This window comes from Paenibacillus sp. N3/727, from assembly GCF_022637315.1.
GTDB lineage: Bacteria > Bacillota > Bacilli > Paenibacillales > Paenibacillaceae > Paenibacillus_AQ > Paenibacillus_AQ uliginis.
Window position 1 is genome coordinate 3,391,452 of sequence record NZ_CP093336.1, and the last position, 13,881, is coordinate 3,405,332.

At 40.6% G+C, this 13,881-nt stretch carries 13 protein-coding genes and 1 pseudogene; 3 read left to right on the forward strand and 11 right to left on the reverse strand.

Going from position 1 to position 13,881, the window contains the following annotated elements; translation table 11 throughout:
- Nucleotides 1–61 precede the first annotated feature (61 nt).
- Complete coding sequence (locus MNQ98_RS29905; RefSeq protein ID WP_481856640.1) at nt 62–232, reverse strand: IS3 family transposase; 171 nt, start codon at nt 230–232, stop codon at nt 62–64.
- A 137-nt stretch (nt 233–369) separates the two neighbouring features.
- Here MNQ98_RS29905 and MNQ98_RS15505 point away from each other — a divergent pair, with 137 nt between their 5' ends.
- Entirely contained in the window at nt 370–1,269 is a 900-nt protein-coding gene (locus tag MNQ98_RS15505) for a PhzF family phenazine biosynthesis protein (protein WP_241929065.1), read from the forward strand.
- 417 nt (nt 1,270–1,686) lie between these two features.
- Nucleotides 1,687–1,910, forward strand: a pseudogene (locus MNQ98_RS15510) (HTH domain-containing protein); the annotation flags it as partial.
- Nucleotides 1,911–1,918: 8 nt separating this feature from the next.
- Here MNQ98_RS15510 and ant(9) read toward each other — a convergent pair.
- Nucleotides 1,919–2,719: an aminoglycoside nucleotidyltransferase ANT(9) gene (gene ant(9) / locus MNQ98_RS15515; protein WP_241929066.1), complete on the reverse strand. Its 801-nt coding sequence runs from the start codon at nt 2,717–2,719 to the stop codon at nt 1,919–1,921.
- A gap of 399 nt (nt 2,720–3,118) precedes the next feature.
- On the opposite strand from ant(9), the gene MNQ98_RS15520 reads away from it, so the two are divergent.
- Nucleotides 3,119–3,601, forward strand: a complete 483-nt coding sequence (locus MNQ98_RS15520) for a hypothetical protein (protein WP_241929067.1) — start codon at nt 3,119–3,121, stop codon at nt 3,599–3,601.
- Between the two features lie 103 nt (nt 3,602–3,704).
- Here the strand turns inward: MNQ98_RS15520 and MNQ98_RS15525 are convergent, their stop codons facing one another.
- The 9 genes from MNQ98_RS15525 to MNQ98_RS15565 form a co-directional block, all read right to left on the reverse strand.
- The gene (locus MNQ98_RS15525; protein ID WP_241929068.1) at nt 3,705–4,370 is read right to left on the reverse strand and encodes a zinc-binding dehydrogenase; all 666 of its coding nucleotides are present in this window, start codon (nt 4,368–4,370) and stop codon (nt 3,705–3,707) included.
- 259 nt (nt 4,371–4,629) lie between these two features.
- Nucleotides 4,630–6,609 carry a methyl-accepting chemotaxis protein gene (locus tag MNQ98_RS15530; RefSeq protein ID WP_241929069.1) on the reverse strand — a complete coding sequence of 660 codons (1,980 nt, stop codon included), beginning with the start codon at nt 6,607–6,609 and terminating at the stop codon, nt 4,630–4,632.
- Nucleotides 6,610–7,055: 446 nt separating this feature from the next.
- Nucleotides 7,056–7,784, reverse strand: a complete 729-nt coding sequence (locus MNQ98_RS15535) for an amino acid ABC transporter ATP-binding protein (RefSeq protein ID WP_241929070.1) — start codon at nt 7,782–7,784, stop codon at nt 7,056–7,058.
- Nucleotides 7,777–9,225, reverse strand: coding sequence for an amino acid ABC transporter substrate-binding protein/permease (locus MNQ98_RS15540; RefSeq protein WP_481856641.1), 1,449 nt, complete (start codon nt 9,223–9,225; stop codon nt 7,777–7,779). The genes MNQ98_RS15535 and MNQ98_RS15540 overlap by 8 nt, the downstream gene beginning before the upstream one ends.
- 466 nt (nt 9,226–9,691) lie before the next feature.
- Nucleotides 9,692–10,030 carry a hypothetical protein gene (locus MNQ98_RS15545; RefSeq protein WP_241929071.1) on the reverse strand — a complete coding sequence of 113 codons (339 nt, stop codon included), beginning with the start codon at nt 10,028–10,030 and terminating at the stop codon, nt 9,692–9,694.
- A gap of 569 nt (nt 10,031–10,599) precedes the next feature.
- A complete protein-coding gene (locus MNQ98_RS15550) occupies nt 10,600–10,857 on the reverse strand; it encodes a hypothetical protein (RefSeq protein ID WP_241929072.1) in 258 nt (85 codons plus the stop codon).
- Nucleotides 10,858–11,445: 588 nt separating this feature from the next.
- A complete protein-coding gene (locus tag MNQ98_RS15555; RefSeq protein WP_241929073.1) occupies nt 11,446–11,985 on the reverse strand; it encodes a cupin domain-containing protein in 540 nt (179 codons plus the stop codon).
- 220 nt (nt 11,986–12,205) lie between these two features.
- Nucleotides 12,206–13,150 (reverse strand): hypothetical protein, encoded by a 945-nt coding sequence (locus MNQ98_RS15560; RefSeq protein WP_241929074.1) that lies wholly within the window; start codon nt 13,148–13,150, stop codon nt 12,206–12,208.
- Entirely contained in the window at nt 13,116–13,709 is a 594-nt protein-coding gene (locus MNQ98_RS15565) for an RNA polymerase sigma factor (RefSeq protein WP_241929075.1), read from the reverse strand. Before MNQ98_RS15565 ends, MNQ98_RS15560 begins: the two co-directional genes overlap by 35 nt.
- Nucleotides 13,710–13,881: the final 172 nt, after the last annotated feature.

The following is a 13,881-nucleotide window of genomic DNA, read 5'->3' on the forward strand; positions in this document are numbered from 1 at the left end:
AAAAGATCGTTTAGTTCCCTCAGTTCTATTTAAATTGAACTGAGGTTTTGTTTTCTCCTATTTATGCAGCTCGTCGAAATTCGTTAGGTGACAAGCCATTTAAACGTTCTGTAAAACGGTAATTGTTGTAGTAGCGGATATAATTTCTCACGTCTTTGAGGACATCTGCATAGGTATCGTGTTTCGTCAGATAAAAGCTTTCTACCTTAAATGTTCCATCAAAAGCGTTCAATGGGGTGGTTATCCAGGCATCGGCTCACACGAAATATACTCCATTTGACTTCTTCATGTTTATTATCAAAAATATGAATTTTACTTATTCATTTTATCATAATACAATGATTTCAGAAAAAAGAGGAGGAGATATCAATGAAGAAAAAGATAAAAGTTTTCTATGTAGATGCTTTCACAACGGATACTTTTGGCGGAAATCCTGCTGGCGTAATACCGAATGCAGAAAATTTAACAGACGTAGAAATGCAAAAGATATCTAATGAATTAAACCTCTCAGAAACAGCCTTTCTTTTACCGTCAACAAATACAAATGCAGATTATAGAATAAGATATTTTACACCAACCGAAGAAGTTGATTTTTGCGGTCACGCCACTTTAGGTACAGCATGGTTAATGGCTACTAAGAACAATTGGATCAATAAGGAAGAAAAAATAATCTTTGAATCTAACATAGGACTAATTCCCGTTAAATGGATTATGGAAAATAATCAATTAACTAGAGTGTCCATGACTCAAGTACGTCCTCAAATAAAAAGTATAGACATTAACCCCAAAATAATCGCTGATCTTGTTGGCATACATGATACAGATATTGATAATAGATATCCAATAAAAATAGGGAATACTGGGGTCTCACATCTTATGGTTCCAGTTAAAACACGACAAGCAATTGACCGAGCAGAACCTAAATTAAATGAACTTAAAAAGATGAACAATGACTTTAACATATCCACCACACATCTCTTTACCTTTGATACAAATGGGGAATTTGATATTTATACAAGAGATTTTTGTCCAAATATAGGAATTGATGAAGATCCCGTTACAGGAGCTGCAAACGGTGCGTTAGGCGGTTATTTATATTTAGAAAACATCCTAACTAATGGAGAAAGACATCAATTAATTATAGGTCAAGGACATGCTATCAATAGACCTGGGATTCTTTACGTAACGATTACCCCTGATGGGGAGAATCCTATTATTGAAGTAGCAGGATCAGCAGTTGTTTCAATAGAGGGAGAAATATTAGTATAGAGACCATTTTACCTTTACAGAACTTTTTACTTAAATTACATTTTAATCCCAATTTTAAATTCTGGTAGATTCTTTATTAAAAGTAATATAGTTGAGAATTATCACTAAGAGGAAGAAATAGAGAATGAATAAACGGAAAAACATTATTATGAGATGGGTAAAAGCCACAATCATTTTTAAATAAGCACATAAATATAAAACAAACTTCTCTAAATTCCTCAATTAAGAGGAGCAGTTTCAACTAACCTGCCTGTTAACCAAAGTATCATTTTTTTACACCGTTTAAGCATAAGAACCTAATAAGGTGTTTATTCCACAATATTACGATTGCTTAATAATAAAACCTCATATAAACATAAAATGTACCCTATAAGACAAAACTTAAAAAGTCTCTCTTATAGGGTACTTTTATTTATAATGAACCTAGCAACTAGATGGAGCAGAGCTTATGTTTCAAAGAAATCATTTACTAATCAAGAACTAAAATTACTTAAGAAACATCCTTATGTAAAGGCTGTTAGTGAAAAAGGGATAACTTACACAGATGAATTTAAGGCAATAGCGATTGCAGAATATGAAAAGGAAAATGTTCAAGTGAAATTTTTGAAGATGCAGGTTTCGATATCGACCTGGTAGGGATACATTGAGGTTATCGCTTTTCCTGGGTCTGGCTAAAACAAGATTCTATAGAGTTTTTCATATGATTAACGAGTGCTGTCACCTCGGAATCCAGTCCTTCCCACTTATCAACATACTCTCCTCGGTAGGCTTTTCTGGCTAAGTTGAGTAAAGTCGAATATTCTTTGGGCAACCGAGGTAAAGCCCATTTTGCAGCCACATCTTTTGGAGATATTTCACCGATAGACACTGTCTGCCACATTCGAGCCAGGGTTAAAATTACATTACGCTCATCACCTTTGATACCCTCAATCAACCCAGGCAAAGACTCCTTAATCGCTCTTCGAATATCTGTCATCGGAACGGGGTCAAGTATATCTGAAACAACAGGACCAAATAGAGAAATGCTATTCTTTCTAGCTTGTGCTAAAACAATAGCCAAATCAGGGTCATAGGTTGGTTCCTGGATTTGTCCTTTCTCAAACTCACTCCTGAGCCACTCACCATAGGTAAATTCATTTCTTGGTGGATATAGCCAAGGTACAACATCGCTATGGTTTATAACCGTGACTTCAAGTGGTCTCACAGAATCTGTATTTCCTATCTTTCCAGAAATAAGCATTAGTCTGTCTGTTAGTTGTTTTCGAGTTACTTCAGGTAAACTATGATTCACGACCACTAGGACATCTACATCACTGTTAATGCGTAAGCCACCATTTACTGCAGAACCAAATAGATAAACCCCGACTATCGAACTTCCAAGCAACCCCTCTACGATTTTTAATGCTTGCATCGCTTGTTTTGGTATTTTTTCGTTACTCAAATCTCTCATCAACTACAAACTCCTCTCCTCTGATTTTGTTCGCATATATTCCTTCACAAACTTGGTTGATTTTACATAATGAATCTTATCAATTACTAGAATGCTCATTAAAGAAAAGATGAAAATATTCATTCATATTTTTGTCAAAAAAATAATAGGAAATCACTTTAGAGATTAGGTATACTTTGAAATCTAATCCATTCAAAAAAGGAGATTATTTATGAATAATCAAGAACTAAATGAATTGAAAAAAAATCGAACGATCCCTATCGTTTCGCAAGTGTAAAAAATGAATTTACTGAATTAAGCTTCTATGGAGAAAAGAATTTTGATTTAGAACAAAAACAGGGCGGGTGCTACATTGTAGTTTCCGATATTGAAACAGTGTATAACAGGTTGAAGTCAAACTTGAAGACATTTTATGGAAAGATACCCGTCAAAGGGCTACCTAGGTTTTCTAGACTAAATTTAACCGCAGAGGACCGAAGATTTAATATCACTGATCCAAGTGGAAATACCCTAATCGTAGGAGAACCGTTAGGCGATTCTACAACTGTAATGGATAGGTATACAGAGGATACTAAGAATGCTTCTAAATTTGAGAAAGCTTACAAATGGGCTTTTAGATACGCCTACTCCAAAGAAGACTTCCTTGGAGCTAGTAACTTATTAGAATCTGCTTTTAGTAAACAAAGTGATCCTCTTTCTAATGAACTCTATTTCAAAGCCAAAGTGCTCCAAATAGATGTATTAGTTGCTCTAGGAAGAACTGAAAACGCTATAGAAATAGCTCAAGAATTAGAATCCTTCGTATTATCATCAAATGAAGAAACAATCTTACAAAATGAGATTCAACGTTTTTCGGAACTAAAAGAAGAACTATTTCTTTAGCGGCTTATTTAGTAATTATATAACCCCATTAATGGCTGGAACGGTATTAAGAAGAAAACCCGCAGAGTGGATTTCATGATCCAACTACGGTTTTTTTGCTATATTATGGACTTACAACAACTTTAATGACCTTATCTGTACGTTGTTCGAACATTTTAAATCCTTTTTCGATATCATCGAGTGGAATTCGATGCGTAATCATCGGAGTTAAATCGATTTTTCCCATTTGAATCAGCCTGATTAATTTCTTAAGGTTACCCAGATATGACAGTCCCATCTCAATCCGTACATTCTTCATAAATGCTTCCTGAAGTGGAATGGTGACCGGCTTCCCGAAAATGCCGACAAGTGATACCCGGCCGCATAGTCCTACACATTTCAGTGCCTGCTCTAGCGTAATCTCGGCGCCCGCTGCTTCAATGGCTGCATCTGCGCCCTTCCCTTCCGTTAATTCCGCAATGACAGCAAGCGGGTCCACTTCCTTGGCGTTGATCGTATGGGTTGCTCCCATCCGGGAGCCGACTTCCAAACGGTATGGATCAATGTCGACCAGAATGACTTGTTTAGGGAGAAATAGCTGAGCTGCTTGAACTGCACATAATCCGACGGGGCCGGCACCAAATACAACAACGCTATCCCCGTGCTCGATCGCTGCCTTTTCCGCTGCAAAATATCCGGTTGACAGAATATCGCCTACAAATAATACCTGATCATCCTCTAAATCATCAGGTACATGAACCAGATTCACATCAGCATAAGGAATCCGCATAAATTCACTTTGAGATCCGGATAGGCGCCTTCAAATCAAACCCTCCTAAATGACTAATAATCGATTCGCTCCAAATAAAGCGTTTGCAAGCCGATTATATCAAATATTATTAATCACAAGTTGTGTAGATCATTATTTAATTGTTTGAATTGTGACGATTTGGTTAAAAATCCCTGTTATTATCTAGTCATCAGAAGGAACAGCGGCAGCCATGGATATATCGTATCCGGGCTGCCGCTGCAACATTGGAATGATCCTCTTAAATTTTAAACTTCTTAACGAGCTGCTCCAGCTCATTACTTGATTGACTTAATTCCTCTGCAGATTGCGAAACTGTATCGATCGCCTGCAATTGGTCTTGTGTAGAAGCACTTACCTCTTCGGCCGAAGCTGCGGATTCTTCAGAAATTGCGGATAGACTTTCAATGGATTGAACAACATCATCCTTCAAGGTTGACATCCTTTGCACTTCATTCGACATTTGACTAATCGAGTGTATTACTTGATACATCAATTCCTGAATGGTTGTAAACGCCGTCTCTGTATCTTTTACAGCACTATTCTGCTCTATGGTAATTTCTTTCGTTCTGCTCATCGCTTCTGTGGCACGTTCAGCCTCTTCAGTAATACCTAGAATAGTTTCACGAATTTCATCGGAATGTTCGGCTGATTTCTCGGCAAGCTTGCGAATTTCTGTGGCGACTACAGAGAAGCCTTTTCCAGCCTCTCCGGCTCTCGCTGCTTCAATCGACGCATTCAGAGCAAGCAGATTAGTTTGGCCAGAAATCGCATTCATCGTTGCGACGACTTCTTTGATATCATTGATTTTCTCTACAAGAATATGTAACACATTTTCAATCGATTGAATTTCACGGTAGGATTCGTCTGAACGGGTTTGTAGAACAGCCAGCTTCTCCGTGCCATCAACACTCGCCTTCTGTGTCTCGTTCGATTTAAACTGCATATCACCCATTGTTTCTTCAATTAATGTAAACTGTGAATCCAGATCACCTGTCACGCGCTGCATATTATCAAGATTGCTCGCACTTTCTACCGATCCTTCGGCCACGTCCGACATCGCATGAGCAATTTCTTCACTTGTTGCCTTCGTTTCCTCTGATACTGCACTCAGACTCACCGCCGAATCCGACAATTTCTGGGAGGAATCGATAACTTTAGATAGAACCTCGCGCATTTTTTGCACCATCTCATTAAAGTGACCTGTTAATTGGCCGACTTCGTCCTTGGATCGTACCTCCCCTTGAACGGTTAAATCTCCTTCGGCCATTAGCTGTACCTGTTTCGTTAACTGCACAATTGGTTTTGTGAAATAACGAGCAATTACATAAACAACGACACTAACTATCACAATTGCAATAAGGGTAATCAGCGTATTCAATTGTAGAATTTGATTAATGAGTTTTGATAACTCTGCTTCTTTATAAACTACCCCTATTTTCCAATTCGTGTTTTCCATCGTTTCATAATAGATGATTATCTCTGTATTTCCCTCTGTATATAACACTTTGCCAACGTCTTTCTGATACATTTTATCTATATACGGCTTTTCTCTCACATTCTTTCCTGCATCTGTTGGATGAACGACCGCATTTCCTTCAGCATCCACAATAAAGCCATATCCATTGTATCCTAAATTTAATTCATTGATTTGGTTGGTCACCGTATCCAAAGGTAAATCAAGTCCGATCACACCTATCACTTGACCATTTTCCACAATTGCTTTTGAGGCAGCTACTTTCATTTGATTGGAGCTATCTAAATATACTTTCGTAAACTGCACTTCTTCCGGATTTTTGCTAGCTATTTGATACCAAGGTCTTTCGGTTGGATCATAGCTTTTATCATATTTCTTAGAAGTATCGGGATCATACATACGCTTCGATGAACTTGCCATATAAATAGAGGAAACTTCCGGCTTCACCTTTATATAATTGACCATTTCATCTCGTATTTCAGGGGTTAAAGTCTCTTCATTGTTTTGTATCAGTGCTTTAATACGTGGATCTTCACTGAAAACTAAAAGATCTATCCCGTAATTGGTTATGCGTAATTCCGTCATTTTAGTTAACGTTTCAGCGTGTCCCGCTCCTTCTATGTCTAATTTTGCTTTAATGTTTTTAGACATTTCGTTTCCTGTTACTAACTGCGAGATGACCATTACAATAATAAGTAATGACGCAAAGATGAGAATAAGTTTGTTCTGCAATTTGTTTAACATGATGTTTCCTCCCAGATGTTATAAGTGTTGTTGCTAAAAAAGTTTATTCTAGAGCTGAACACTAAGTAAAACTCTCCATTACTATTTATCGTCTACTAACAAAAATAATTAAATAACCTGAGCAAATATTTCTCGCTCAGGTTATTCATTATAATCGGTATAGTAGATTTTAAATTTTTTAACGAACTGCTCCAGTTCATTACTTGATTGACTTAATTCCTCTGCAGATTGCGAAACCGTATCGATCGCTTGCAATTGGTCTTGTGTAGAAGCACTTACCTCTTCGGCCCCAGCTGCTATTCCTCCTATGTAATGTAAGCCTTACAAAACCATTACTGAATATGTAGAGATATGTTTAAAATGTTTTTATTTCGAAAAAAAGCCCCTCCAAGTGAAACTTTAGCGCCTTTTAAGCACTTGTTCACTCAGAGAGGATTAATCCGCCGCTACAGCACCTTTTCCAGGAAGCTGATCGTACGCTCATTCTTCGGGTTACCGAATACTTCCTCCGGCAAGCCTTCCTCGATAATATAGCCACCGTCCATAAATACGACCCGGTCCGCCACTTCCCGGGCAAAGCCCATCTCATGCGTAACGATAACCATCGTCATCCCTTCACGCGCCAGGTCCTTCATGACGCCGAGCACCTCGCCGACCATTTCGGGGTCAAGCGCAGAAGTCGGCTCATCGAACAGCATTACGTCCGGATTCATCGCCAGCGCGCGGGCAATTGCTACCCGTTGCTTCTGTCCGCCCGACAGTTGGCTCGGGAACGCCTCGGCTTTATCCGCCAGGCCAACCCGCTCCAGAAGCCGCAGCGCCGTGGCGCTCGCTTGCTCCGCATTCATTTTGCCCAGCTCCATAGGGGCGAACATGATGTTCTTCAGCACGTTGAAATGCGGAAACAAGTTAAAATGCTGGAACACCATGCCGATATTTTCGCGTGCCTTGTTAATGTCCGTTTTTGGATCGTTTAGGTCTTGATCATCGACGATGACCCGGCCAGCAGTGATCTCCTCCAGCTGGTTGATGCAGCGCAGGAACGTACTTTTCCCTGAACCGGAAGGGCCGATGAGACAGACAACCTCCCCTTCCTTGACCTGCATATCGATTCCTTTCAGCACCTGATTTGCGCCAAAGCTTTTCTGTAATCCCTCAACCTGGATTTTACCCACGACGCACCTTCCCTTCCAGATAACCTGAAATTTTCGTCAAAATCGTGATGACAATCAGATACATGATAGCAACGACAAGCCAAATATCGAACGACGAGAACGTTCTGGCGATAATAATTTTGCCGGATTGCGTCAGCTCGACGAGACCGATGGCCGACAGAATCGACGTATCTTTAAGCGTAATGACGAGCTGATTGATGAATGCCGGAATCATGACGCGAACCGCCTGCGGGATAATGATTTTTATCATCGCTTTGCGGTAAGGCAAGCCGAGCGAACGCGCCGCTTCCATTTGTCCCCGGTCGACCGACTGAATGCCGCCCCGGATAATTTCCGTCACATAAGCGCCTGCATTCAGACTGAGCGTCAGAATCGCCGCCAGGAACAGAGGCATCGTGAAGCCGAATGCCTGCGGGATCCCGAAGTAAATAAAGAAGGCGAGGACAATCAGCGGAATGCCGCGGAATACATCGACGAACACGGTCGCAACGCCGCGCAAGAACCGATTCTGTCCCACTTTCATAAATCCGAAAACAAGCCCAAAAATAAAAGCTAAAAACAGTGAAGCAATCGTGTACAACAGCGTCTTGCCAAGACCTTTCAGCAGGGACGGCAGAGACTCCTGAATTAGCTCCCAGCGGCTTTGGTTCGCCGGTCCGGATGCATTCTCACCAAGATATTTCTCAAGAATCCGGTCATACTCACCGCTTGCGCGAAGATTGATCAGGCCGGTATTGAATTTCTCCATAAGCTCCTGATTCATTCCCTTGTTCACCGCAAAGCCATAGGAGCCGCCTTTTTCCTTCTCAGTCACGATTTTCAGACCATTATTCTGGGTTACCCCATAAGCCAGTACTGGATAATCGTCGAAGCAGGCGATGGAATTGCCTGTCTTAACATCATCATACATCTGCGAGGATTCATCGAATGGGACGATCTTGAAGCCGTACTTTGAGGCAATCGATTCAGCGAATCTATAGCCTTCTGTACCGGTCTTTACTGCAACCTTCTTCCCTTTCAAATCTTCGTAGCTCTTGACAGTGTCATTGTTCTTGCTAATCGCCATGACCACGCCGGAATCAAAATACGGATCCGATAGATCGAATTTTTGCTTCCGCTCATCAGTGATGCTCATCCCTGCGATCACGCCGTCTACCTGTCCTGACTCGAGCGCCTGAACGGCTGCGTTAAAACCCAGCGGCTTGATTTGATACTTAAAATTCTGATCCTTAGCGATGGCCTCCATTAGGTCCATATCAATGCCGACGAAATTGCCGTTCGCATCCTGAAATTCAAACGGCGCAAACGTAATGTCGGTACCAATCACATAGGTTTTGCCGGGTTCCGGCTCCGCCGCAGCGCCTCCTGCCCAACCGGACAAACCGGTCACCATGAGTAGCAGCAGCGACATAATAAATAATGATAATTTTGTTGATTTCATGTGCCCTCTCCTTCTTAGTCAACTCCGAAGTTAATTCCATTTACTTTTTCCTTGTGAGGTTTTCTACCACCAGTTATCCTATTTTAACAAAAAATACACCATTTCTAAAAATACAATTTCTAACAGAGAACTAGAAAGCTATTTTACGCCTATGGAATGAAGCTCAGCAGCAAGCCGGCTCGCTGTTATTCATTACCCAAATAAGCGCTCATCTGCACTAGAATCAAGGGTAGAATTTTCCGCCCCCCTCATCAAACCGGATGTCAGAATTTCCCACATAAGAAAATTGACTGACTTCTAGTAAGTGGGTCTGTCCCCGCGGGAGTCAATTTAAAAAAGTGGATTCCCTTTACTATACATGGTTCATCCTCTTATCGCTTCTTAGTTTTTATAAACCTAGAATCCATCAGGATCAAATTGATCAAGTGAACTATTTTTGTAAATGGGTAGTCATCATCATGAAACATTAGTTACCCGGGTACAGTTCATGGATTTTGGAGACCAGGTCTTCTGAATTGGTGTGGAACACTTGGTTCGAATCCGCCCAGACCGATTTCAGAAAATACGAGGCATGAAACCGCCATCCCTGATAATCCGGATTAAATTCCATTTGAATTTCGCGCCCCGGCTTTCCTCGGTACACCCTAGAACCTGGCTTGCGCCAGCTGCCAATTTGGGTGATCCTGTCCGGATTCTGGCCAGTGATATATGTAAATCTGTCATTGTATGAAATGTCCTTCAAATAAAACTTTGGACAGCCTACAGCAAATACCTGAACTCGTTGAAAGCCGTACTTCTCCTCCAAATAAAGCCCTGCCGATAGGCAATCACGCCTCCGGCGCTGTGCCCGATAAGGATCAGGTGATCCGCACCTAATATATGCTCGCGGATGATTTGCGACGCGTAAGTAACCCGTCGGGACTGGTCACGGGCCAGGTCGTAGCCGACTTGAGTAAGTTGCCGGGCCAGCAAACCGATTAAATCGGTGTCAGTACTATACGATATCCCGTTCTTTTCAATCGCGTTTATAAGCAAATCTTGCATTAAGATCGACTTATTCGTCGGGGATGCATGGTGTGCTTTTTTATATGTACGCAGCGAATCACGGCTCTTGTATAAAGTCCTTATGTATAACCCGGTGGCAATCTGTTACGCGTGGATTAATGCTAGTTCGTCCTTTACCGTAGTGCCCCGATTATTTTTTCTACCGTTCTTGTCAAAAAGAACTATACGAAGATCGTTAGTCATTCACTTGAATTCCCTACAATACACAATATCAACTCAACAAGCCTGGGCTAACATTAACCAATGCGGCGTAGTTACATAAAAAGGAGCCTCTAGGGCTCCTCTCTTAACTAATACAGTCCAAGCTCATCATGGACATGGAAAACGGAAAATATCTACGATGATTCCAATTGGAATTCGAATCGTTATGAACACTCTGTCAATCCCACTAAAAATACGTAAACGAATGGTATTTCTTCCAACACTTAGTAAACATCCAGTAAAAGTATTAAATAGTGTTCGAACAACTACAACATTACCAACTAAACTCGAGGATACATTTCTAATCCTGCTTTGTGTTTTCAAAGGTACTCTTCTAGCTGTAGTTAATTTAAATTCTTTAGACATTCATCTCTCTCCTTTTACTTATTGGTACTTAGGTAAAGCGTTGTTTCAGTTCGCGATTCCAATCTCATCCAATTTTTTCAAGATGTCGAATATAAATGCTGTGGTTATCGAATACATATGCATTGCCTGATGAGTGAAAGTTTGCTATTGAATTGGAGATTTGATCTACAACAACAGTTTACGGAGAAGTATCTAAGGTGCGCACGGCAAGTGCCTAATCAACAGCAATAATGCACTGGAAATAAACGATTACAATAAAACAAGGTGAATCTATGAAAAGTTTGTAGGATCTCGTTAAAACAAAAAAGCCGCCAATTTGGCGACTTCTTTGTTCAGTACTTTAATTGTTAACATGGTTAATCTTGTTGAGTAAAGGTTTCGTTAGAATCTTATCAATCCACACCATTTCATAAGTATAGGTAGAAAAAGTAAAAAAGCGGGATTCCATTCGAACGTGGGCATGCCTGACTAAGTTCAACATAGTACCTTTCATGTTGGCAGGATATTTACATAACTAGGGAATGGTCCACAGTTTCATATATGGACAAAAGCAGCCGAAGGATCGGCTGCTTTTGAAGTGTATAACTATTAAGTTTCAGCTGACATGGCATCTGCCTTAGTTTCATGAACCGTACCGTATGGATGATGAGGGGGAGCATAGATCACGTAAACTTTAAGCGGTGTATTCCCCGTATTGGTTACATTGTGCCAAGTTCCCGAAGGTATCATTATGGCATATCCGTCACGGGCCATTGCTTGGAAATTTAGATTATCTTTACTATCCCCCATTTGGACTAGACCTTGCCCCTCTTCAATCCGTATGAATTGATCCGTTGTGGGATGAACCTCTAAACCAATATCATCACCAGCATCAATGCTCATAAGGGTAACTTGAAAGTATTTTCCTGTCCATAAAGCGGTTCGGTAAGTATTGTTTTGCTCCGCAGCTTCTTCTATATTCACTACTAAAGGTTTTGGACCGTAGTCCATTAATTTAATGTTTTCATTATAAGAACTCCGGCAGTAATTATGCCAACGGTGATAGTAAGGATTTGAATTAGGATCCAAATTGTTAGTCCAGTAGTAATGCACAGGATTATGCCAATGACAGCATGAATTACGATACATGTTCATTCTCCTTTTCATGTTTCAGTATGCATTTTTTATCCTATGCAGATGCCTAGTCAACGGATTGAAAAATGGGCAGCAGCCCATCATCCTTAAGTACGCCCGATCTCCCCAAAACTTATCTTTTAAGTGCGTGTTCAAAAAGGTCGGTTTTCAGCAAAGGAAAAACGGGAATCAACTCCAATTGGCTTGGAGAAGATTCCCGTTGTTTTAATATTTATTATTCCAAATAGCCTTCGGCAATTTTCATCAAAGTTTCTTTGCTTACTTTATTTATGTCTCCACGTAAAGTATAGGCGTATTTCACCTTTTTGTCTGGGCTCTCGTATACCCATTTCAGCTCGTGCCTCTGCGAAGGACCAAATTCTGTATGCAGCATTTCTACTCCCTTCACTTGAACCTTCTCCTGCTTAAATTCAACGTTCTCGTCAATATACATTCCAGCGTTCATGCCCTTTCCACTCACATTAGTGATATCAACCGCGATTTCATCTTCGCCATTTTGATACTTAGCAAAGAGAAGGAAAAACTGATCTGTCATTTCAACCGGCATCATGGCATATCCCTGATTGGATGCCTCCGCCTGTTTTCTCAGTTTTTCCGCCAGCGCCTTTTGTTCTTCCGGAGAAGGTGGATTTACTTCCTGAGCATTTCTAAACATCACTTCCGCTTGTTTGAATGTATAATTTCCATTGACACTGTCTGGAATCTTAACGGATTTATCCGTAATCTTATCTCGCAATTGAGTGAGATTTTGGAATGGAGTCATCTTCGTTCCAAGATCCGTTTGATGATTCGGGTTATTGGCAACCAGATAGAACAGTCCAGCTTCACCGCTCTTTAGCACCTTCTCCTTAAGAGCATAAAATTCTTCGCCATGCTTCCTATCCTCTTTCGATTCTGGTCCCATCTCTTTCGCCGATTTAGTCTCATACACGACCTCGCCATCCTTATTCGACAAAGAATGATATTGAACTGCCGCATAACCTGTGGAGCCCATTAACATCATCCCTACAAACGCAGTCAAAGCAACTTTATATTTCACAAAAAACCTCTCCTTTTCTTTTGGCTTAGCATTTAGTATTCTCATTACTTTTCCTGTCAAGTCGGCGTCGGGAATGCGCGGGTCATCAAACAGTTTTTTCAAATCCCGATTTTTGTCCATATTCATACACTCCCACTCCCTTCACTTGAGCATAATACTTTCGAAATTTTGCAGATGTACGTTCGTATTTTTTACGAAGGCTTGCGCTGTTTTTGCCGAGAATCAAACCGATCTCCTGGTAGCTTTTATCCTCTACACAACGCAAGATTAACAAATTACGCTCTTCCGCCGATAATTTCGCCATAGCTTGATGTACGGATTCATCAAAATAGTTGGCTTCAATATGCATATCGACTTCATTATTTTCTTTCTCATCCTGGTAAAAGAAAGGCATATATTTCACCAACTTTCGCTTACGGATGATGTCGATGCATTGATGGTAGGCAATCTTGTATACCCAGGCGCCAAAATCTATCTCATATTGGGTATATTTCTTCAAGGTGCGGAATGTCTTCAAAAATACTTCCTGTGCGTTATCCTCGGCTTCGGCATAATTGCCCAGCATATGATAACAGTAGAGAAAAATCGGTTTTTGATAAACCTCCATGATTTTCTCGAATTTTTCTGTGTTCCCATCCAACACATCTGCAATGATCTGACTTAACTCCGCATCATTCAAGCCGTCTCACCCCCTTCACTCTATACAACGAACAGCTCGGCCCAAAATGTGACAGCACCAAAAATCACTACAATCTAAAACGAGCTTCGAAAGGATTGTTCGGTCCGATTCCCTATACCCAATTCCGTTTTACTCATAAGGGTTCATTGAATAATTTATCGGATACTTTTCA

What these genes read in the sequence shown, in the direction of transcription:
- MNQ98_RS15505 (WP_241929065.1), top strand. Translation starts at nt 370, where the DNA reads ATGAAGAAAAAGATAAAAGTTTTCTATGTAGATGCTTTCACAACGGAT.
- MNQ98_RS15525 (WP_241929068.1), bottom strand. Translation starts at nt 4,370, where the DNA reads ATGCGGATTCCTTATGCTGATGTGAATCTGGTTCATGTACCTGATGAT.
- MNQ98_RS15530 (WP_241929069.1), bottom strand. Translation starts at nt 6,609, where the DNA reads ATGTTAAACAAATTGCAGAACAAACTTATTCTCATCTTTGCGTCATTA.
- MNQ98_RS15540 (WP_481856641.1), bottom strand. Translation starts at nt 9,225, where the DNA reads ATGAAATCAACAAAATTATCATTATTTATTATGTCGCTGCTGCTACTC.
- MNQ98_RS15550 (WP_241929072.1), bottom strand. Translation starts at nt 10,857, where the DNA reads ATGTCTAAAGAATTTAAATTAACTACAGCTAGAAGAGTACCTTTGAAA.
- MNQ98_RS15555 (WP_241929073.1), bottom strand. Translation starts at nt 11,985, where the DNA reads ATGTATCGTAATTCATGCTGTCATTGGCATAATCCTGTGCATTACTAC.
- MNQ98_RS15560 (WP_241929074.1), bottom strand. Translation starts at nt 13,150, where the DNA reads ATGGACAAAAATCGGGATTTGAAAAAACTGTTTGATGACCCGCGCATT.